The sequence below is a fragment of the Sagittula sp. SSi028 genome, from assembly GCF_048553715.1.
In the GTDB taxonomy this organism is placed as follows: domain Bacteria; phylum Pseudomonadota; class Alphaproteobacteria; order Rhodobacterales; family Rhodobacteraceae; genus Sagittula.
Map to the genome: position 1 here is coordinate 388,929 of NZ_JBLZNC010000003.1, position 20,584 is coordinate 409,512.

Genomic DNA, 20,584 nt, shown 5'->3' on the forward strand with positions numbered 1-20,584 from the left:
CGGAGGCCCGAGCACATGGCAGACATCAGCGAAGCACCCGAATCCGAAGAGGTGCGCGACGAAGGGTATGATCTGGATCGCAAGGCCGTGGCCGCGATTCTGTATGCGGTCGATACCGAAGATCGCGAACAGCTTATCACCCTGATGGAGCCGCTGCATGCGGCCGATATCGCCGACCTTCTGGAACAGGTGAACGCCTATGACCGGACCCGTCTGATCCGGCTCTACGGGCAGGAATTCGACGGCGAAATCCTGTCGGAACTGGACGAGACCCTGCGCGAGGACGTGATCAACGCGCTGTCGCCTGCGGTTCTGGCTGAGGCCGTCCGCGAGCTGGATTCCGACGATGTGGTCGACCTGATCGAAGACCTTGATGCGGAACAGCAGGGGACCATTCTGGGGGCCTTGCCCGAAAGCGACCGGCTGGCGGTAGAGCAGTCGCTGACCTATCCGGAATTCTCCGCAGGGCGTCTGATGCAGCGCGAGGTCGTCATGGCGCCCGAGCACTGGTCTGTGGGCGAAGCCATTGATTTCATGCGCGAAGCCGACCAGCTGCCAGAGCAGTTCTATCACATGGTGCTGGTCGATCCAAAGCTGCGTCCGGTGGGCAATGTGACCCTTGGCCGGATCATGTCATCGCCCCGCGCCGTGACGTTGAAATCCATCGCCGAAGAGTCGTTTCACACCATCCCCGTGACGCGCGAAGAGGGCGAGGTCGCCTATGCATTTAACCAGTACCATTTGATTTCGGCCCCGGTGGTGGACGAAAACGACCGTCTGGTCGGCGTCATCACCATCGACGACGCGATGACCGTTCTGGACGAGGAAAACGAGGAGGACATTCTGCGGCTGGCGGGTGTGGACGGGGAATCGCGCCTGTCTGACCGCGTCTTGGACACGGTGAAACGGCGCATTCCGTGGCTGGGTGTGAACCTTGTGACGGCGGTTCTGGCGTCGCTGGTGATTGCCCAGTTCGAGACCGCCATTTCCGAGCTTGTGGCGCTGGCGGTGCTGATGCCGATTGTGGCGTCGATGGGGGGCAATGCGGGCACGCAAAGTCTGACCGTGGCCGTGCGGGCCTTGGCCACCAAGGATTTGACCGGCTCGAACCTGTGGCGTGTGATCCGGCGCGAGGGCGCGGTGGGGCTGATCAACGGTGTGGCCTTCGCGGTGATCATGGCGATCGTGGGCATTTTGTGGTTCGGCTCGCCCGCTCTGGGCGGGGTGATCGCGGCGGCCATGGTGATCAATCTGGTGATTGCGGGGCTTGCGGGGATCATCATTCCCGTGGTGTTGGACAAGGTCGGCGTGGACCCGGCGCTGGCCTCTGGTGCCTTTGTGACGACGGTGACCGATGTGGTGGGCTTTTTCGCCTTCCTCGGGCTGGCTGTGATGGTGTTGTTGTGACGCTGGAGGCGCGCAAGGCCGCTGCACGAAAGGCGGCATTTGCTGCACGTAAAAAGGCATTTGCTGACCGGGCACCCGGGCAGGCGGGCCGATTGAGCGAGATTTTGGCGGGTCATCGGGGGGTGCCCATGGCAGGCTATATGGCGATCCGCACCGAGATCGACCCGATGGCCGCCATGGCAGAGGCCGCAGCCTATGGCCCAGTCGGGGTGCCGGTGATCGAAGCGGAGGGGCAGCCGTTGCGCTTTGCGCTGTGGGAGCCGGACTGCCAGATGATGGACGGGGCGTTTGGCGCACGTATTCCGGCAGATGCCGCATATATGGAGCCGGAAATCCTGATCGTGCCGCTGGTGGCCTTTAGCCGCGCTGGTGGGCGGCTGGGCTATGGTGGCGGTTTCTACGACCGTACCTTGGAACAGCTGCGCGCGCGACGGGGCACGCTGGCCATCGGTTTTGCGTTTTCTGCGCAGGAAATGTCCGATTTGCCACTGGAAGCGACCGATCAGCCGCTCGATATGATCGTGACCGAAACCGAAGTGATCACGCCCATCTAAATAACGGCGCGCTGTATGAGCGCGCCGATTTGTATTCGAACCTGCGTGTTGTTGGCGGGGCTGAGGCTTACAGCGCGCGCCATCCGATATCGCGGCGGCAGAAGCCTTCGGGCCAGTCGACCGCATCCACCAGCGCATAGGCGCGCGCGCGCGCCTCGGAGAGGGTGGCCCCGCGGGCGGTGGCATTGAGAACGCGCCCGCCCGTGGCCGTCACATCGCCGCCGCGCTGCGTGGTGCCAGCGTGGAACATGACCTGGGTGGAATTGTCGGGCAGGGCGTCGAGCCCGTTGATCACAGAGCCTTTTTCATAGCTGCCGGGGTAGCCGTTGGCGGCCAGAACCACGGTCATCGCATGGTCGTCGGCCCAGTTGACTTGCGCCTCTGTAAGGCGGCCTTCGGCGCAGGCGTGGATCAGGTCAAGCGCCTGCCCCCCCAGCCGCAGCATAAGCACCTGACATTCGGGGTCCCCGAAGCGGGCGTTGTATTCCACAAGACGTGGCTGGCCGTTTTCGATCATCAGGCCCACGTACAAAACGCCCTGATAGGGTGTGCCGCGCTTGACCATCTCGGCCATGCAGGGGCGCACGATCTCGTCCATCGCCTTTTGGGTCACCGCGTCGGTCATGATCGGCGCGGGGGAATAGGCGCCCATGCCGCCGGTGTTCGGACCGCTGTCGCCTTCGCCGACGCGCTTATGGTCCTGCGCGGTGCCGATGGCGAGACATTCTTCGCCGTCGACGAGCACGAAGAACGAGGCTTCTTCGCCGGTCATGAATTCTTCGATCACCACCTCGGCGCCCGCACCACCAAAAGCGCCACCGAACATGTCATCGACGGCCGCGCAGGCTGTTTCGAGGGTTTCGGCGATGATGACGCCTTTGCCCGCGGCAAGCCCGTCCGCCTTGACCACCACAGGGGCCGTTCCGGCACGAATATGGGCTTTTGCCGCATCAGCGTCGGTGAAATGGCCATAGGCCGCGGTGGGTGCGGCGCAGGCGTCGCAGATTTCTTTGGTAAAGGATTTGGAGGCTTCGAGACGCGCGGCCGCAGCAGAGGGGCCGAAGACGGCAAAGCCCGCCTCGCGCAGACGGTCGGCCACACCTGCGGCGAGCGGGGCTTCGGGACCGATGATCACAAGGTCGATGGCGTTCTCGGAGGCGAATTCGGCCACGGCCCCACCGTCTTCGATGTCGAGGCTGGCGCATTCCGCGATGCGCGCGATACCGGCATTGCCGGGAGCGACGATGAGCTTGTCACATTTGGGGTTTTGCAACGTGGCCCATGCCAGCGCGTGTTCGCGGCCACCTGCGCCGAGGATGAGAATATTCATGGGCGTGCTCCTTGTTGGGACGGCTTGGGGGCTCTGCCCCCCGCGCGCCTGCGGCGCACCCCCCCCGAGGGTATTTCCGCCAAGGAAAAACAGGCAGGGCGCTTTTGATTTGCTGTGTCGTGCTTTACTGTCGGGCGTGTTGAAGAGCAAGGTTAGAGCGATGGACTTGATCGAGGATAGCGGCGCGGGGAACACGCCGGAATTCAGTGTCTCGGAGCTGTCGGGGGCCGTGAAGAAGGCCATTGAGGGCGGTTTCGGTCATGTCCGCGTTCGCGGTGAGGTTGGGCGCGTGTCGCGCCCGCGCTCCGGCCATGTTTACATGGACCTTAAGGATGATCGCGCGGTGATCGCCGGGGTGATGTGGAAGGGGGTGGCCGCGAAGCTGGCCAACCAGCCCGAGGAGGGGATGGAGGTCATTGCCACCGGGCGTCTGACGACCTTTCCGGGGCAGTCCAAGTATCAGATTGTCATAGAGGACATGGTGCCTGCGGGGGCGGGTGCCTTGATGGCGATGCTGGAGAAGCGCAAGGCGGCGCTGGCGGCCGAGGGGCTGTTTGATCCCGCACGTAAGAAGGGTTTGCCGTATCTGCCCGAAATCATCGGGGTTGTGACCTCTCCCTCGGGGGCGGTGATCCGGGACATTCTGCACCGTTTGCGGGACCGGTTTCCGCGCAAGGTGTTGATCTGGCCGGTGGCGGTACAGGGCGCGCGATGTGCGCCGGAGGTGGCGCGGGCCATTGAGGGGTTCAACCGTTTGTCGCCGGGCGGTGCCTTGCCGCGTCCCGATCTGTTGATCGTGGCGCGCGGGGGTGGGTCGGTTGAGGACCTTTGGGGCTTCAACGAGGAAATCGTTGCGCGCGCGGCGGCGGCATCGGAGATCCCTCTGGTGTCGGCTGTGGGCCATGAAACCGATACGACGCTGATCGACTTTGTCAGCGACCGGCGCGCGCCGACGCCCACGGCAGCGGCAGAGCTGGCGGTGCCGGTGCGGGTGGATCTGATGGCGGCGACTCGGGATCTGGGTGCGCGTATGACGCGGGCCATGGGCCTGCGTCTGGAGCATCGTGGGCAGCGGCTGCGCGATCTGGGGCGGGCCATGCCGCGTCTGGAGGCGGTGCTGGACGGTCCGCGGCAACGGCTGGACGTGGTGGGAGACCGGCTGCCAGCGGCGCTGCGGCGGGGTGTTGACCAGCACCGGTTGCGCCTGAGCGAGGTGAGTGGGAGTTTGCGACCATCGATGCTGCGCCGTGCCATCGAGGCGGATCGCGCGCGGCTGCGGGATCGCGCCGACCGGCTGAGCCTGCGGGGCGTCACGCGTGAGATCCGCGAGGGGCGCGCACAACTGGATCGCTTGGCGCAGCGCATGGCAGAGGTACAGGCGGCGCGTCTGGCGGAGATGCAGCGCGGGGCGGATGCCTTGGGGCGGTTGAACGAAACGCTGGGCTATCGCGCGACGTTGCGCCGTGGCTATGCGGTGGTGCGCGGCGACGGGGAATTGGTCACGACGCGAGAGGCGGCTGTGGCTGCGCAACATCTGGAGGTGGAATTCGCCGATGGGGTGGTGCGTTTGGGCGAGGGGGCAGAGGTGGCGGCGCCAGACACCCTCAAGGCCAAGCCGCGTGGCAAACCCGCCAAAACACCCCCCGAGCAAGGCAGCCTGTTCTAGCGGCGGCGCAAGACCTGCGATGCCGTGAGGGCAGCCCTGCATACGCGGGGCTTTCTTTTTGTTCTGCGCTCGCATAGGCTTTGCTGCAATGCTGCATCCGCTAGGGAGGGGAGCCTTTGGCCGATCAAGAAAAACCTTTACTTATCAAGCGGTACGCCAGCCGTCGCCTGTATAACACCGAGACGTCCGATTATGTGACGCTGGACGATATTGCGGGGTTTATCCGTGAGGGGCGGGATGTGCAGATCGTCGATCTGAAGTCCGGCGATGACCTGACGCGGCAGTATCTTTTGCAGATCGTGGCGGAGCACGAATCGAAGGGCGAAAGCGTCCTGCCGATCAATGTTCTGACCGATCTGGTGCGCAGCTATACGACACAAGCGACCAGTACGGTTCCGGCGTTTTTGGCGCAGACCTTTGACATGTTCCGCGACAGCCAGTCCAAATGGGTCGAGAACATGGGGCAGGTGAACCCGTCGATGGCGAAAGGGTTCGAGGCCATGCAGGCCCAACAAGAGGCGTTTCTGAAAGCCATGACCGGCGGCGCGCCCATGGGCACCAGCGGTCCCGCGCCGGAGCCGTCGAAATCTGATGGCGAGGATCTGGACGATATCAAGAAGCAGCTAGCCGAGCTGCAAAACAAACTGTCCCGCATGGGCAAATAAGGTTGGAACAGGGCGCCGCAGAGGGCGCCCTTTTTGTTTCGACGGTCAGGTGCCGTAGGCGCGGGTGTCACACATGACCTCTGCCGCGGCGTCGATCAGAACAGCCGCCACAGCATCGCAATCTTCTGGCGTCAGGCGGGCGGGCAGACGGGTGTCGCAGGCGGTCATCAGCATGGCGCGCGTCTTTGGCAGATCAAACTGTTCGGGCAGGAATTGCCAGTTCCAGAAGGCCCGCGCATTGTCGGTGGTAAGGCCAAAGACCTGAACCTTGACCCCTGCGTTGGCGGCGGCAGCGACAAAGGCACGGACCTGATCCGCATCCATCCCGTCGAGATTGAATTGCAGGGAATCGGGGGCGCGTTCCTCGGGCGCCAGCTTCTCCGGGACGGTGATCCAGGGTGAGGCGTTGATTTGCGCGGCCACGTGATCATGGTTGCGGCGTCCGTCGGTCACTCTGCGCGCGATATGGGGAATTTGCGGGCGGATCACTGCCGCCGACAGGTTCGACATGCGCAGATTGTACAGGGGGAGCTTGTTCTGCCAACGGGCAAAGGCCTGTTCCAGCTCGGCTGTGTTCGCGCCGGGGCGCAGGTGTTTGCGCCACATATGCTCATAGGCGCCCGACAGGATCACCGCGCGGGCGACAAGGTCGGCATCGTCGGTGATCAGGATACCGCCTTCGCCTGCGTTCAACAGCTTGTAGGACTGGAAGGAAAAGCAGCCGATCTTGCCCAGGGTGCCGATTTTACGCCCGTGCCATGTGGTGCCAAGACTGTGCGCGGCGTCTTCGATGACGGGGATGTCGCGCGCCGCGCACAGCGCCATGATCGCATCCATATCAGAGGTGTGGCCGCGCATATGGGACACGATCACGGCGCTGACATTGTCGAGCTTGGCTGTGAAGTCGTCGATGTCGATGCGGTAGTTCGGTCCGCATTCGCACAGAACCGGGATCAGATCCGCATGCACGATGGACGAGGGCACGGCAGCAAAGGTGAAACCGGGGATCAGCACGCGCGCATCGCGGGGCAGGTCCAGTGCCTTGAGCGACAGGAACAAAGCGGCCGAACAGGACGACACCGCCAGCGCGTATTTCGTGCCCATCTCAGCGGCGAATTCACGTTCCAGCAAAGTCACCGGCGCGTCTTCGGGGGCGGTGTAGCGGAACAGATCACCAGAGGTCAGCAGGCGGTCGATCTCGGCGCGGGCGTCTGCGGGGATCGGCTCGGCGTCATGCATGTTCGGAAGCATGGTTTTCAAAATCCTTAAGGTCCGTTTTCGGGAACCTTAAACTCCGATTGTAAAAACGCAAAGACACAAAACCGAAAAGTCGTTTGTGTCACAGGGAAGGGGTTACAGACCTAAACGGTCGCGCAGGGCAAACCAGCTCATGGCCAGCACAAGCAACGGGTTGCGCAGCGCCGCGCCGCCGGGAAAGCTGGGCGTGGGCAGGGCGGCGAAGGCGTCAAATCCGTCGGACTGGCCCTGCACCGCTTCGGCCAGAAAGCGCCCCGCCTGCACCGCGTTGCCCACGCCGTGGCCGGAATAGCCAGAGGCGGACAGCACGTTGCGGCCCAGCCGTTCCAGATGCGGCAGCCGTTTCATGGTGATCGAGAGCGTGCCGCCCCAAGCATAGGGCAGGGGGGTGGTGCGAAGATGCGGGAAAATGCGTGTCAGCGGTTTGCGCACGGTGGCGCGGATGTCCGATGGGAAACGGTAGCCGTAGGATTCCCCGCCTCCGAACAGCAGCCGCCCGTCTTCGGACAAGCGGAAGTAGTTCACCACGAACAGATCGTCCGCGACGGCTATATCGCGGGCCAGTACCTGCTTTGCCGCATCGCCCAGCGGATCGGTGGCCACGATAAAGTTGTTGATCGGCATGACCTTGGCGGCGACGCGCCCGTCCAGCCCGCCCAGATAGCCGCCGGTGGCAAGGATCAGATGATCCGCCTCGATCTGGCCGGTCTGGGTGTGAACCGTCACACGCTCCCCTTCGTCGATGCGGGTGACGGTGCTGTTTTCAAACAGGCGCGCACCGGCGGTATGGGCCGCGCGGGCGATGCCCTGCGCCAGTTTCAGCGGGTGCAGATGCGCGGCACCCATATCCAGAATGCCGCCGCAATAGGCCGGAGAGGGGCAGATTTGCGCAAAGTCATCCCCGGCAAAGGCCTGCATCTGGTAGCCATAGGCGCGGTCCATGTGATCGGCATATCCGCGCATCCAGTCATAGCTGCCCGTGGAGGTGGCGGCCCATGCCACCCCGGGCTTGATGGCGCAGTCGATGTTGTGCCGGTCGATCAGATCGCGGACCGTGGCCTTGGCGTCCTCTCCCAGATCCCACATGCGTCGGGCGGCGTGGTCGCCGACCATCTTTTCCAGCGTCAACTGGTCCTGCCGCTGCCCCGATCCCAGCTGTCCCCCATTGCGACCCGAGGCGCCAAAGCCCACGCGGTGCGCCTCGACCAAGGCCACATCAACGCCCGCTTCTGCCAGATGCAGCGCGGCGGACAGGCCGGTGTAGCCACCGCCCACAATGCAGACATCGGCGCGAGTGGCGCCCGTGAGCGGGGCAAAGGGCGGCAGGGCATCGGCGGTCGCGGCGTACCAGCTTTGCGGATACTGGCCGCGCCGGTCATTGGTGTACAGCAGGTTCATGGCGGCGTCCCTTGCAGGTCTGTCAGACGTTGAGCAGCAGATGCTCGCGCTCCCATGGCGAGATCACCTGCAGGAATTCCTCGTATTCCGAGCGTTTTACGATGCCGTAGACGCGGCAGAATTCCGGCCCCAGAACCTCGTGCAACTCGTGCGCCTCTTCGAACAGCTCCAACGCTTGGCCCAGAACCTGCGGGAAATCGCCGTCGCCATCGTAGGCGTCGCCACGGAATTCATCGGAAGGTTCAAGCTGGGCTTTAAGACCCAGATAGCCACAGGCCAGCGAGGCGGCGATGCCCAGATAGGGGTTGCAGTCCATCCCGGCGACACGGTTTTCCACACGGCGGGCATCGGGGCTGGCCAAGGGCACGCGAATGCCCGTGGTGCGGTTGTCGCGGCCCCATTCCAGATTGATCGGGGCGGCGTGGTCTTTGACGTAGCGGCGGTAGCTGTTCACGTAAGGTGCCATGACCGCAATCGCCGCAGGCATGTGCCGCTGCAACCCGCCGATGAAATGGCGAAACGCTTGGGTTTCCTCGCCATTGGCATCGGAGAACAGGTTTTTGCCCGTGGCCTGATCAAGCACCGAGTGATGGATATGCATGGCAGAGCCGGGCTCATCCGCGATGGGCTTGGCCATAAAGGTCGCAAAGCAATCGTGGCGCAGGGCGGCCTCGCGGATCAGGCGTTTGAAGTAGAACACCTCGTCGGCGAGCTTGACCGGATCGCCGTGGCGCAGGTTGATTTCCAACTGGCCTGCGCCGCCTTCCTGCGTGATGCCGTCAATCTCGAAGCCTTGCGCCTCGGCAAAGTCATAGATGTCGTCGATAACGGGGCCGAATTCGTCCACGGCGGTCATGGAATAGGCCTGACGCGCGGCGGCAGGACGGCCCGAGCGGCCCATCATCGGTTTGATATCATGGGCGGGATCAATGTTGCGCCCGACCAGAAAGAATTCCATCTCGGGGGCGACCACGGGCTCCCACCCTTCGGCGGCATACAGATCAACCACGCGTTTCAATACGTTGCGCGGGCTGAAGGGGATCGGCGCGCCGTGGCGGTCAAAGGCGTCGTGGATCACTTGCAGCGTCCAGTCGCCGGTCCAAGGCGCGGCGGTGGCGGTGGACATGTCCGGCTTCAGGATCATGTCACGTTCGATGAAGCCGTCTTCGCCTGCGGCCTCGCCCCAATCGCCGGTGATGGTCTGGTAAAAGATCGAGTCGGGCAGGTGGAAATGCTGCTGGCGGGCAAATTTCGATGCGGGAACCGCCTTGCCCCGTGCGATGCCGGGCAGGTCCGAGATGATGCATTCGACCTCGTCCAGACGCCGTTGGTCGAGATATGCCTGCGCTGCTTCGGGAAGTTCCTGCACGAAATCGGTCATTGGATGGTCCTTTCACGGAAGAAGCGGGCAATTTGCTGCGCGATTTCGGGACTATTCAAAGGCGTGCCAAGATCGGCAGCCGCCTTGGCCAGACGGTCGTCAGGCACCACACCGGGGCCGCGCGTCTCCAGCAGGGCGCGGGTGTAGCTGTCGTCGAATTCCGGATGCGGCTGAACCGAGTAGGCGCGCCCGGGATAATACAGCGCCGCATGTTTGCAAAAGTCGCTGTGCGCAATGGTTTGCGCGCCTTCGGGCGGGGTGATCACCTGATCCTGATGGTAGGCGTGAATGACTTTGTCGCCGTCAGGGAAGTGATAAGTGGTGGGGCCGACCGACCAGCCATTTGCGAATTTTTCAACCTGTCCGCCAAGCGCCTGAGCAATCAACTGGTGCCCGAAACAGATCCCGACCAGCGGGCGTTCCGCCGCATAGGCGCGGCGCACAAAATCGCGCAGGGGCGGGAGCCAGTCGTGGTCTTCATACACCCCGTGGCGCGAGCCCGTGATGAGCCAGCCATGCGCATCCTCGACACTGTCGGGGAACGTCCCGTCGAGCACCGGCCATGTGGCGAATTCAAAGCCGAAAGGCTTTAGCATACGGACGAACATTTCGGGATACTGACCATGTGTTTCCACAAGATCGTCGGGGACGGGGCCGGTTTGCAGGATGCCGATTTTCATGGATCACCGTTGTTTGGCCGCAAGGTAGGCGCGCGCCGCGTCCCCCGCAAGGGGCGGCGCACCCATGCCTTAGACGGTGTCGAGGTAGATGTCTGTGCGTTCGCTGTCGGTCAGGTCTTCCATATCGCGGCATTCCTGACGCTTCATCATGACCATGTTGCGGATCATCTCGCGCGGGAAGATCCGTGGCATGATGCTCGATTGTTCAAAGGCGTCGATGGCGCTGGTCCAGTCACGCGGGATCGACGGCAGATCCTGCACATAGGCGTTGCCGGTGATCGGCGGGGGCGGCGCGATGCCGTCCTCGATCCCCACAAGCGCTGCGCCCAGCATTGCGGCCAGCGCGAGGTAGGGGTTCACGTCGCCGCCCGACACGCGGTGTTCGATCCGCCGCGCGGCGGAGCTGCCCGAGGGCACGCGGATGGCCACGGTGCGGTTTTCATAGGCCCAGCAGATCGCGCCGGGCGCATGGGCCCCGGGCACAAAGCGTTCAAAGCTGTTCAAATGCGGCGCAAAAATCAATGTGCTGTCGTGCAGGGCGTTCATGCAGCCGGCAATTGCGTGGTGCAGCATCTCGGTGCCTTTTGGGCCACCATCGTCAAAGACGTTCGTGCCGTTTTCATCAAGCACCGAGAAATGCGCATGCATGCCGGAGCCTGCATAATCCTCGTAGGGTTTGGCCATAAAGGACGCGGCGAACCCGTGTTTGCGCGCCAGCCCTTTGACCAGTTGTTTGAACAGCCAAGCGTCATCGGCGGCCTTCAGCGCGTCATCCTGATGCAGCAGATTGACCTCGAACTGGCCCAGACCTGCCTCTGAAATCATGGTGTCTGCGGGGATATCCATTGCCTCGCAGTCGTCGTAGAGATCGGTAAAGAAGGCGTCAAACGCATCAAGCGCGCGGATCGACAGCACCTCCGCCATGTCGCGACGTTTGCCCGAGCGCGGAGAGACCGGCACGCGCAGGTTCCGACCCGAGTCGTCGATCAGATAGAATTCCAACTCGACTGCGCAGACCGGCGTCAGGCCCCGCTCTTTATAGCGTTGCAGCACATAGTTCAGGGCGTGACGCGGATCGCCGTCGTAGGGGCGACCGTCGTCGTGGTACATCCACAACGGAATCAGCGCAGAGGGCGCTTCGAGCCACGGCATAGGCACAAAACCACGGTCGGTCGGGTGCAATGTCGCATCCCGATCGCCGCTGTCGAACACCAGCGGGCTGTCTTCGATATCCTCGCCCCAGATGTCCACCGAGAGTGCAGAGAACGGAAAACGCGTTCCGTCCTCCAGCAGTTTCACGGCGGAGCGAATGGGCATCCGTTTGCCACGTGCAACCCCGTTGAGGTCACAGGCGGCGGCGCGGATGGTGCGGATGTGCGGGTGCTCGTGCAGCCAAGAGGCAGCGGGGGCGGGCATGATAAGCTCACTCTGAAGATTTGATCAAATTCAGAGATAACGAGATGCCGCGACCTTTTGCAAGCGCCGTGATGGATTAAAGGCCCGACATCAATGCGATTGACAGGATTTCAATCGGCAGCATGAACAGGGCGATGAACCCCAAACACAGGCTGCGACGGAATCCTCTGGTCATGCCGCGATAGAAATCGGTCGATTGCAGCACGATGTAGGTGGCTGCAATAAGCGTGACGCGCAAAGCGAAGAAGAAAAAAGAAATCGAAAGTACCATAACCGCTGTCCCCTTATGCGGATCAGTAACGCATTCAGGTTGTGCGGAAGCTGTTTAAAAACCGTTAATGGTGCTGCCGGATTGCGATACTTTCGGCGAAGTTTTCCAAGGCTTTGACACGGCGCCTATCGAATAAGCATCGGCCGCAATTTCACGCGTGGGCGGACGGCGCGCGGCAGATGCCGGTTCAGACGGCGGTTCGCCAAGGCGAACAGTGCGATAATGATCAGGGTGATCACGATGAAATACACTGCCAGAATCGGATAGGGCACGAAGGGGTTGAATGTCTTGTCCGCAAAGTAGTTCGCGTAATACAGAGCATCCCCGCGCTGCTGCCACGCAGGGAAGCCGGTGAAAAACACCAGCGTCGTGGCATGAAAGAGAAAGATCGCCTCGTTCGTGTAGGCGGGCCAGGCCAGACGCAGCATGGTGGGCCATGTGATCTTGCGGAACTTGGGCCAGCCGGAAAAACCGTAGGCATCCGCGGCCTCCATATCGCCCTTGGGAATGGATTGCAGCGCGCCGTAGAAGATCTCTGCCGAATAAGCGGCGGTGTTCAGAAACAGCACAATCAACGCGCCCAGCCAAGCGGCCGACAGGGCGTCGAACACGGGCGAGACCTGTTTGAGCGACAAAAACGCGAAGTAGGCAAAGAAAAACTGGATGAACAGCGGCGAGCCACGGAACACAAAGATGAACCATTCCGAGGGTTTGCGCAGCCACCGGCTGGGCGATGCCTTGCCCATGGCCACAGCCGTGGCCAGAAAGAAGCCCAGCAAAAGCGCCAGCGCACCGAAGTAGACGTTCCAGATCATCCCCGACCCAATCAGCGTCACCTGTTGGCACAGCGTGAAATCCTCACGCGGGAGAAGGCGTTCGCCATAGCCGATCGAGCGGAAGGCATACATCTGGACGGTGTCCCAGCAGCTCATGTGCGGGTCTCCTGCGTCGGGGGTGTTGCAAGGGTGGGGCGCATCAGGCGGCCTTGCGCTGTGCTTCGCCGCCAGTGGTGGCCTGCCCATGTGTCAGCCGCGCCATTAGCCGGTTCAGCACTTTTTCCGACACCCAAGTGAAGGCGAGGTAAAAGACCAAAAGCGCGCCGAAGTAATACATCCGCCAATCCCCGTGGGGGTAGTCGGTAAAGCGTGCGGTCTTGGAGCCGCCCAGCTCGCGGGCCCAATAAACGATGTCCTCGACGCCAAGCAGGAACAGCAGGGGCGTGGCCTTGATCAGCACCATCCACAGGTTCGACAGGCCGGGCAGGGCATAGACCCACATCTGCGGCACCAAAATGCGCCAAAAGGTCTGGCGCTGCGACATGCCGTAGGCTTCGGCGGTTTCCAGCTGCGCCTGTGGCACCGCGCGCATCGCCCCGAACAGCACGTTGCCGGCAAACGCGCCGAAAACGATGGCGAAGGTCAGCACTGCAAGGCTGAAACCGTAGACCTCGTGCACCCATTGTGCGGCATTGCCGAGGGGCAGTTTGGCCGCCTGACAGACGACAAAATCACTGCCCTGACGGATCGGTTGATCCCATTCGGGGCATTTGACCTCGTGCCGGATCCATTCAAAGAACTGGTCCAGCGCGATGACGAAAAACAAGAAAAACGCGATATCGGGCACGCCACGCACGATGGCGATATAGCCCTTGCCCAGCCACGACAGCGGTGCAAACCGCGCGCGGGCTGCCATCGCCGCGCCAAAGCCGAATCCCAGCGCCACCGGGGCCGTGATGGCAAGCAGCAACAGCACCGTCCCGAAGGAGGTGTAAAAGGCCATGTGTTTGCCCGTGGTCAGGTAACACATCAGCCAGCTCAGACCCGAGAGGGTCGATGGATCGGTGCAGGCGGAAAAGATGGTCGGTCTCCGGCAAAGGGGGCGTTCCGATCACCTCTGGACCGGAACGCCTGTGGTCTTAGAATGCGGGGCTGTCTTCGCCCAGATGTTCTGCGATCAGCGCGTTCAGCGTCCCGTCGTCCTTCATGGACTGGATCGCGGCGTCGAATTTGGCGCGCAGTTCAGGGTCGCTTTCGCGGAAGGCCATGCCGATGCCGCCGCCCAGAGGCACGTCTTCACCGATAAAGGAGAAGTCAGCATCTTCTTCGACGACGGGGATCAGGTAGTCCTTGTCGGACAGAACCGCGTCCGCCTCGCCTGCCTTGACGGCAGCGACGGTTTCGTCGGGCGTGGGGTATTCCAGCAGGGTTGCGCCTTCCATGCCGGTGACATGGGCTGCCTGAATGGTGCCGGTCTGGGCCGCGATCACAGCGCCGGACAGGTCCACATCACCCATCGCGGCAAAGGCCGACGGCGAGGGCGGGGTGTAGTTCTGGGTGAAATCCACGACTTCTTCACGCTCGTCGGTGATCGACATGCCCGCGATGATCGCGTCGTAGTTGCCGGACACGAGGTTGGGGATGATCGAATCCCAGTCGTTGGTGACCCACTCGCAGGTCAGCTCGGCGCGGGCGCAGAGCTCGTCACCCAGCACGCGCTCGAAACCATCGACTTCACCGGCGTCGTTGATGAAGTTGTACGGAGGGTAGGCGCCCTCGGTGCCCAGACGGACAACGGAATGGCTTTCGGCAAAGGCGGCACCCGCCACCATCGCCAATGCGGCGGTTCCGATCAGAAGGTTCTTCATTTCAGTTCTCCCTAGGGGTTCGGGCCAAAGGCCCATGACAGGGCGGTCTGTGCCGCCTCAGCTGTGGTGGGTCGACTTCAGGAAGCCCCGAAGCCGCTCCGACTTGGGCGCGCCGAACAATGTCTCCGGCGGCCCTTGTTCCTCGATCAGGCCCTGATGCAAAAAGACGACATGGTCGCTGACATCGCGGGCCATTTTCATATCATGGGTGACGATGATCATGGTGCGCCCCTCTTCGGCGAGCGCCTTGATCACCTTGACCACCTCTTGTTCCAGCTCGGGGTCCAGCGCGCTGGTGGGCTCGTCAAACAAAAGCGCCTCTGGTTCCATGCACAGGGCACGGGCAATGGCGGCGCGTTGTTGTTGACCGCCGGACAGCTGTGCGGGGTAGGCGTCACATTTGTCGCCGATGCCCACCTTGTCGAGATAGGCGCGCGCGGCCTGTTCCACCTCGGCCCGCTCGCGTTTGAGCACGGTGACCGGCGCCTCCATCACGTTTTCGAGGATGGTCATATGCGCCCACAGATTGAACTGCTGGAACACCATCGACAGGTTTGTGCGAATGCGCAGCACCTGTTTGGCATCACCGGGGCGGCGGGCGTGGCCGGTGCCGTTCCATGCGACCGGCTCCCCCTTGAACACGATGTCGCCTTGCTGGCTGTCTTCGAGCAGGTTGCAGCAGCGCAGCAGGGTCGATTTGCCCGAGCCCGACGATCCGATCAGTGAAATCACATGGCCCTTCGGGGCGGAGATATCCACGCCTTTCAGCACCTCCAGATGGCCATAGGCCTTGTGGAGATTGCGGATTTCGATGACCGGCTGGGGGCGTGTGTCGCTGGGCAAGGGGGCCTCTGAGATTAGTTCATAGCGGATCAAACGTCCTTTAACGGACTGTTTGCAAGAGGTCAGCCGCTTTTTTCGACAGGCTGCCGTTGCGAAAGCATTTTCGCAGGCAGGATGGGCAGCCGCAGATAGGCGTCCAGCGGCAACACGTCAAAGGACGGGCGGCCCCCCATCAGATCGGGGTTGGGCGGGTCAAAGGCGGCGGTCGCCGCGATCAGGGCTGTGCGCAGGGGGGCGGGGTCGCGCCCTTTGGCGGTGATGATCGCATGGGCGGGCGAGGGGTTGGAGTGACCGGTGATGACCACGCGCCGGGTCTCTGGCGTGGTTTGGCATAAGATGCGCCATGTGGTCAGGTCGATCATGGCCATGTCGGCGCGCCCTTCGGCCACGGCGCTCAGCGATGCTGCGTGTGATCCGGTCTCGAGGATCGAATCGGCTGAGGCGGACAGGGGGTGGTCCTGCGCCGCGATCCAGCCTGAATGGCTGATGAATTCGTTCACCGCCAAGCGGCGCGGATGCGCCACCGCAGGATGCCGGATCAGACAGGACTGGTAATGGCCGGGCAGGGAGGTCGTGCCATGGGACAGGGTGCCGACATAGGTCACACGGTCGCGCAGTTCATTGCGCAGGGGCAGCGAACAGGTGGCCGACAGCGCCAGATCCGGCCGCAGCCAGTGGTCGATCCACGGGCCAGCGATGTCCTGTGGCGCGGTCAGCGCGGGCAGATCTGGGAGGTGGCCCCGCACATGCTGCCAGAACGCGCGCCACAGATGCGCGTTCTCGGGCCGCCAATACATGGGCAGGCTGGCGATCACCCGGCTTTTTCGACCCGCTGACGCGCCAGCGCGCTGTCCATGTCCGAGATGCCCAACAGGTTGCTGACCAGACGCAGCAGCGAATCCTCGCGCTCGTCGCGTTCATCGTCTGCCAGAACCACGGTCCAGAGCGCTTCGATCACGGCGATGCGGTCCTCGTACGGGACGGCATCCTTGATCGCGCGGGTAAAGCGGACGGTGTCGGGGGCTTCTGTTTCCAGCTGTTCGGCCTGCGCGCGCAGATCCGCGCTGGCGGCGGCGTCCAGACCATAGCGCGCGGCGGTGATGCGATCGATCCGCGCGACTTCGGCGGGGTCATAATGGCCGTCGGCACGGGCAACCCGCACCAAAAGGGCCGTGAGGGCAAGGCGGGCGTCCGTGTCCGGCAGTCGCTCGGGCTGGGGCGCGGTCAGGCGGCGGAGAAAATCAGCAAACATGAGGCTGGTTATAAACCGCGCGCCGCCGGTGCCAAGGGGCGTGGATCAGGGGATGACAGCGGCGGCACGGGCCGCAGCGGAATCAGGCTGTTCGACGCCAAGATGGTTTTCCACCAGATCGATCAGCGCCGCCTCGCGTTCGTCGGTGATCTTGTCGGCGACGGCCACACGCCACAGCGCCTGCGCGGCGTCCAGCCGGTGCGCGTAATCCACGTGGTCGCGAATCAGATCGGCCAGATCCTCGCTGCTGCTGGAATGTTCCGACAGCCGTTCGCACATGGCGCGCATCTTGGCGGCTTCGATCGGGCCGATGTTATTCCAGGCCGCAAGGGTGCGGTCGATTTGTTCGATCTCCTCAAAGAGATACGCGCGGTCGACCTGCGCCACGCGCACCAGCAGCGTGCCCAAGGCGTATTTGGCGTCCATCTCGGGCAGGGGCAGCTGCTGAGGTGTCTTGTGCGTGAAGAAATGGGTGAGGCGTTCGAACATGATGTCCCCCGTGGCTATGCCCGCCCATGATACGTCTTCGGGCGAGGGGGTTATTTAGCCTTTGAGCGGGGCGAACAAGGTTTTCGACAGGTGTTGCAGTTCCGCCTCCAGCCCCCAGGGCGGGTTCACCACAAACAGCCCCGATCCCACCATGCGGTGCCCCTTGCGCGCAGGGGGAAAGCGCACCTCGTGGGTCAGCGCCTCCGGGTGGTCATTTTGCAGGGCGGCAATCATCGGACGGTGGGGTGCATCGGTGAGGATGGGATACCAGATCATCACGATGCCCACGTTCCATTTGCGGGTGATGGTCTGCACGGTGCGCGGCAGGGTGATGTAGTCGGTTTTGACCTCCCAACTGGGATCGATCAGCAGCAGGCCGCGGCGTGGCTCTGGCGGGGCGAGCGAGACCGCCAGCGCATAGCCATCCTGCTGGTGGATGCTGGCCCCGCTGCCGCGCATGGCCTGACGCAGGGCCGCGTTTTCCTGCGGGTGCAGCTCGGCAAGGTGGATCTTGTCCTCGCCGCGCAGCAGGTGCTGCGCGATCAGCGGCGATCCGGGGTAGCTGTCCGGCCCGTGCTGGGCGCGCAGGGCGGTGATGGTGTCCAGATAGGGGTGGCCTGCGGGCAGCTTGGCCATCAGACGTGTGATGCCTTGGGCCGCCTCGCCGGTTTTCTGCGCCGCGTCACCTGACAGATCATACAGCGCGCGGCCCGCATGGGTTTCCATGTAGGTCACGGGCTTTGGCTTTTGCGTCAGATAGGACAGCGCCCAGGACAGGGCGGCGTGTTTGTGAACATCGGCAAGATTGCCTGCGTGGAAGGCGTGTTGATAGCTGAGCATGGCGTTGCCTAAGATGAAAGACCCTGCGGGGGCAAGCCTGCGTGTGAAACGCTATGGCGGCAGGGTGTTTGGATGGGGCGTGGGACATTCGGATAGGTGTGTGGGACTTCGAGGATTCGGCCATAATCCTGCCTTATTTGCCCCTCACGGCCCCGCACTTTTTGCGTGTGTCGCCTGTTTGACATTCTGCAGCGCGGCATGTCCGTAAGCAAATTCGTCAAGAAAATAGGTGTGTTGCGCATGCAAATGCTGTGGGAATGATTTTTGCAATCGACGACTTGCTTTAAACGTGTGTGAAATGCCCCTTTTTCGCCAAACCGCATTGTCAGTTTAGGGGAAACGAACACAGAAGGTTCCGAGCAATGTTGAAGAAAATCGTCGATATCACCATCACCGCCGCGCTTGTCGTCGGTTTCACCGCCAGCGCCGCTTGGGCGCTCAACCGCCACCAGATGCACGAGATGGGAGAGTTCATGATCAACTCTGCCGGGTATGATTGTCTGGAAGTGGCGGCGATGGCCCCGCTGGACGCAGATCACGTGTTTCAGGTGCGCTGCGGTGAGGTCAAAGAAGGCCAGCAGTTCAACATCAACGCCCGCACCGGCGAAGTGTGGAAAATCTGGATGGGCCCGCAGTAAGTTCTGGCAGATCGTGCTCCGACAGGGGCCGCATGAAAAACGCCACCCGTCCCAGTGAACGGATGGCGTTTTCGAAAACCGATAAATTTCCGGTCAGACCAGACGCGAGACGTCCTTGGCCGCGCGCACAAAATCGCGGAACAGCGGATGCGGCGCAAAGGGTTTGGACTTCAGCTCGGGGTGGAACTGCACACCGATGAACCACGGGTGATCCGGCCATTCCACGATTTCCGGCAGTTTGCCATCGGGTGACATGCCCGAGAATTTCAGGCCCGCCTCTTCAAGCTGCGCCTTGTATTTGGTGTCGACCTCGTAGCGATGGCGGTGGCGTTCGTCGATCGTGGTGCGACCATAAATGCCCGCGACCCGCGATCCTTCGGACAGGACCGCGTCATAGGCGCCCAGACGCATGGTGCCGCCCTTGGCGTCAGACACCTTGCGGTTGACCTTTTTGTTGCCCTGCACCCATTCCTTCAGGTGGTAGACCACAGGCTCGAACCGCTTTTCGCCCGCCTCGTGGTCGAATTCCTCGGAGCCGGCCTTGGACACGCCAGCGACATTGCGTGCCGCTTCGATGACGGCCATCTGCATGCCCAGACAGATGCCAAGGTAGGGGATCTTGTTCTCGCGTGCGTATTGCGCGGCCTTGATCTTGCCTTCGGTGCCGCGTTCGCCAAAGCCGCCGGGCACCAGAATGGCGTCGTATTTTTCCAGATGCGGCGAGGGGTCTTCGCGGTCGAACAGTTCGGCGTCGACCCATTCCACGTTCACCTTCACGCGGTTGGCGATGCCGCCGTGGGTCAGCGCCTCTGCAATGGATTTATAGGCGTCTTCGAGTTGGGTGTATTTGCCCACGATGGCAACGGTGACTTCGCCCTCTGGGTTAAAGATCCGGTCAGAGACGTCTTCCCATTTCGACAGGTCGGGGCGCGGCGCGGGGCTGATGCCGAAAGCATCCAGAACCGCCTGATCCATGCCTTCGCGGTGGTAGGCAATGGGCGCCTCGTAGATGGATTTCAGATCCTGCGCGGCGATCACGCTGTCAGAGCGGACGTTGCAGAACAGCGCCAGCTTTTCACGCTCTTTCTGGGGGATCGGTCCTTCGGACCGGCAGACCAGAATGTCGGGGGCCAGACCGATGGAGCGCAGCTCCTTGACCGAGTGCTGTGTCGGCTTGGTCTTCAGCTCGCCCGATGCCTTGATCCATGGCAGCAGGGTCAGGTGCATGAACAGGCACTGGCCGCGCGGCTTGTCCTGCGAAAACTGGCGGATCGCTTCAAAGAAGGGCAGGCCTTCGATGTCACCGACGGTGCCGCCGATCTCGCACAGCATGAAATCGACCTCGTCCTCGCCGATGGAGATGAAGTCCTTGATCTCGTTTGTGACGTGGGGGATCACCTGGATCGTTTTGCCAAGGTAATCGCCGCGCCGCTCTTTCTCGAGCACATTGGTGTAGATCCGGCCCGAGGAAATCGAATCGGTGCGCCGTGCGGGAACGCCGGTGAACCGCTCGTAATGGCCAAGGTCGAGATCGGTTTCCGCACCATCGTCGGTGACGAAAACCTCGCCATGTTCAAAGGGCGACATCGTGCCCGGATCAACGTTGAGGTAGGGGTCCAGCTTGCGCAGGCGGACCGAATAGCCCCGCGCCTGCAACAGCGCGCCAAGGGCGGCAGAAGCCAGGCCCTTGCCCAGCGAAGAAACCACACCGCCCGTAATAAAGATGAATCGCGCCATCAGGAAACCCCGTGTCTTTGCCTGTATTACCGATCTGTAGATTGTGTCCGATCGGGCGAGCAAGCCGCCGGACAGGCGGCTTTTACCGCATGTGTCGACGGCTGCAACACGGGATT

At 62.6% G+C, this 20,584-nt stretch carries 21 protein-coding genes; 5 read left to right on the forward strand and 16 right to left on the reverse strand.

Annotated features, from left to right (window positions below):
* Window positions 1-15 precede the first annotated feature (15 nt).
* Together mgtE and ACN5AZ_RS08110 are read left to right on the forward strand one after the other, a co-directional pair.
* Entirely contained in the window at window positions 16-1,407 is a 1,392-nt protein-coding gene (gene mgtE, locus ACN5AZ_RS08105) for a magnesium transporter (protein WP_419428353.1), read from the forward strand.
* On the forward strand, window positions 1,404-1,961 hold the full coding sequence (locus ACN5AZ_RS08110; RefSeq protein WP_419428354.1) for a 5-formyltetrahydrofolate cyclo-ligase: 558 nt from the start codon (window positions 1,404-1,406) through the stop codon (window positions 1,959-1,961). The genes mgtE and ACN5AZ_RS08110 overlap by 4 nt, the downstream gene beginning before the upstream one ends.
* A 67-nt stretch (window positions 1,962-2,028) precedes the next feature.
* On the opposite strand, the gene purD is transcribed toward ACN5AZ_RS08110, so the two are convergent.
* Window positions 2,029-3,291, reverse strand: coding sequence for a phosphoribosylamine--glycine ligase (purD, locus tag ACN5AZ_RS08115; protein ID WP_419428355.1), 1,263 nt, complete (start codon window positions 3,289-3,291; stop codon window positions 2,029-2,031).
* A 160-nt stretch (window positions 3,292-3,451) separates the two neighbouring features.
* Here purD and xseA point away from each other — a divergent pair, with 160 nt between their 5' ends.
* Both xseA and phaR read left to right on the forward strand, forming a co-directional pair.
* The gene (xseA, locus tag ACN5AZ_RS08120) at window positions 3,452-4,957 is read left to right on the forward strand and encodes an exodeoxyribonuclease VII large subunit (protein ID WP_419428356.1); all 1,506 of its coding nucleotides are present in this window, start codon (window positions 3,452-3,454) and stop codon (window positions 4,955-4,957) included.
* Window positions 4,958-5,073: 116 nt separating this feature from the next.
* Window positions 5,074-5,622: a polyhydroxyalkanoate synthesis repressor PhaR gene (gene phaR, locus ACN5AZ_RS08125; protein WP_419428357.1), complete on the forward strand. Its 549-nt coding sequence runs from the start codon at window positions 5,074-5,076 to the stop codon at window positions 5,620-5,622.
* Window positions 5,623-5,667: 45 nt separating this feature from the next.
* Here phaR and ACN5AZ_RS08130 read toward each other — a convergent pair whose 3' ends face one another.
* The 14 genes from ACN5AZ_RS08130 to ACN5AZ_RS08195 form a co-directional block, all read right to left on the reverse strand.
* Complete coding sequence (locus tag ACN5AZ_RS08130; protein WP_419428358.1) at window positions 5,668-6,873, reverse strand: DegT/DnrJ/EryC1/StrS family aminotransferase; 1,206 nt, start codon at window positions 6,871-6,873, stop codon at window positions 5,668-5,670.
* A gap of 102 nt (window positions 6,874-6,975) precedes the next feature.
* Window positions 6,976-8,277 (reverse strand): NAD(P)/FAD-dependent oxidoreductase, encoded by a 1,302-nt coding sequence (locus ACN5AZ_RS08135; RefSeq protein WP_419428359.1) that lies wholly within the window; start codon window positions 8,275-8,277, stop codon window positions 6,976-6,978.
* Window positions 8,278-8,299: 22 nt separating this feature from the next.
* On the reverse strand, window positions 8,300-9,658 hold the full coding sequence (locus ACN5AZ_RS08140) for a glutamine synthetase family protein (RefSeq protein WP_419428360.1): 1,359 nt from the start codon (window positions 9,656-9,658) through the stop codon (window positions 8,300-8,302).
* Window positions 9,655-10,338 carry a type 1 glutamine amidotransferase gene (locus tag ACN5AZ_RS08145; protein ID WP_419428361.1) on the reverse strand — a complete coding sequence of 228 codons (684 nt, stop codon included), beginning with the start codon at window positions 10,336-10,338 and terminating at the stop codon, window positions 9,655-9,657. Before ACN5AZ_RS08145 ends, ACN5AZ_RS08140 begins: the two co-directional genes overlap by 4 nt.
* 69 nt (window positions 10,339-10,407) lie before the next feature.
* Window positions 10,408-11,754, reverse strand: coding sequence for a glutamine synthetase family protein (locus tag ACN5AZ_RS08150; RefSeq protein ID WP_419428362.1), 1,347 nt, complete (start codon window positions 11,752-11,754; stop codon window positions 10,408-10,410).
* Window positions 11,755-11,830: 76 nt separating this feature from the next.
* Window positions 11,831-12,025, reverse strand: a complete 195-nt coding sequence (locus ACN5AZ_RS08155) for a hypothetical protein (RefSeq protein WP_419428363.1) — start codon at window positions 12,023-12,025, stop codon at window positions 11,831-11,833.
* A gap of 125 nt (window positions 12,026-12,150) precedes the next feature.
* Window positions 12,151-12,957, reverse strand: a complete 807-nt coding sequence (locus tag ACN5AZ_RS08160) for an ABC transporter permease (RefSeq protein ID WP_419428364.1) — start codon at window positions 12,955-12,957, stop codon at window positions 12,151-12,153.
* Window positions 12,958-13,000: 43 nt separating this feature from the next.
* Window positions 13,001-13,882 carry an ABC transporter permease gene (locus tag ACN5AZ_RS08165; protein ID WP_419428464.1) on the reverse strand — a complete coding sequence of 294 codons (882 nt, stop codon included), beginning with the start codon at window positions 13,880-13,882 and terminating at the stop codon, window positions 13,001-13,003.
* A gap of 58 nt (window positions 13,883-13,940) precedes the next feature.
* The gene (locus ACN5AZ_RS08170; protein ID WP_419428365.1) at window positions 13,941-14,669 is read right to left on the reverse strand and encodes a transporter substrate-binding domain-containing protein; all 729 of its coding nucleotides are present in this window, start codon (window positions 14,667-14,669) and stop codon (window positions 13,941-13,943) included.
* Window positions 14,670-14,726: 57 nt separating this feature from the next.
* On the reverse strand, window positions 14,727-15,545 hold the full coding sequence (locus ACN5AZ_RS08175) for an ABC transporter ATP-binding protein (protein ID WP_419428366.1): 819 nt from the start codon (window positions 15,543-15,545) through the stop codon (window positions 14,727-14,729).
* Window positions 15,546-15,574: 29 nt separating this feature from the next.
* The gene (locus ACN5AZ_RS08180; RefSeq protein WP_419428367.1) at window positions 15,575-16,309 is read right to left on the reverse strand and encodes a PhnD/SsuA/transferrin family substrate-binding protein; all 735 of its coding nucleotides are present in this window, start codon (window positions 16,307-16,309) and stop codon (window positions 15,575-15,577) included.
* A 14-nt stretch (window positions 16,310-16,323) separates the two neighbouring features.
* Window positions 16,324-16,764: a TerB family tellurite resistance protein gene (locus tag ACN5AZ_RS08185; RefSeq protein WP_419428368.1), complete on the reverse strand. Its 441-nt coding sequence runs from the start codon at window positions 16,762-16,764 to the stop codon at window positions 16,324-16,326.
* A gap of 45 nt (window positions 16,765-16,809) precedes the next feature.
* Window positions 16,810-17,253 carry a TerB family tellurite resistance protein gene (locus ACN5AZ_RS08190; protein ID WP_419428369.1) on the reverse strand — a complete coding sequence of 148 codons (444 nt, stop codon included), beginning with the start codon at window positions 17,251-17,253 and terminating at the stop codon, window positions 16,810-16,812.
* 54 nt (window positions 17,254-17,307) lie between these two features.
* Window positions 17,308-18,093 (reverse strand): 23S rRNA (adenine(2030)-N(6))-methyltransferase RlmJ, encoded by a 786-nt coding sequence (locus ACN5AZ_RS08195; RefSeq protein WP_419428370.1) that lies wholly within the window; start codon window positions 18,091-18,093, stop codon window positions 17,308-17,310.
* Window positions 18,094-18,455: 362 nt separating this feature from the next.
* Between ACN5AZ_RS08195 and ACN5AZ_RS08200 the strand changes: the two genes are divergently transcribed.
* Window positions 18,456-18,731, forward strand: a complete 276-nt coding sequence (locus ACN5AZ_RS08200) for a hypothetical protein (protein ID WP_419428371.1) — start codon at window positions 18,456-18,458, stop codon at window positions 18,729-18,731.
* 93 nt (window positions 18,732-18,824) lie between these two features.
* Here the strand turns inward: ACN5AZ_RS08200 and ACN5AZ_RS08205 are convergent, their stop codons facing one another.
* Window positions 18,825-20,468 (reverse strand): CTP synthase, encoded by a 1,644-nt coding sequence (locus ACN5AZ_RS08205; RefSeq protein ID WP_419428372.1) that lies wholly within the window; start codon window positions 20,466-20,468, stop codon window positions 18,825-18,827.
* Between the last annotated feature and the right edge of the window lie 116 nt (window positions 20,469-20,584).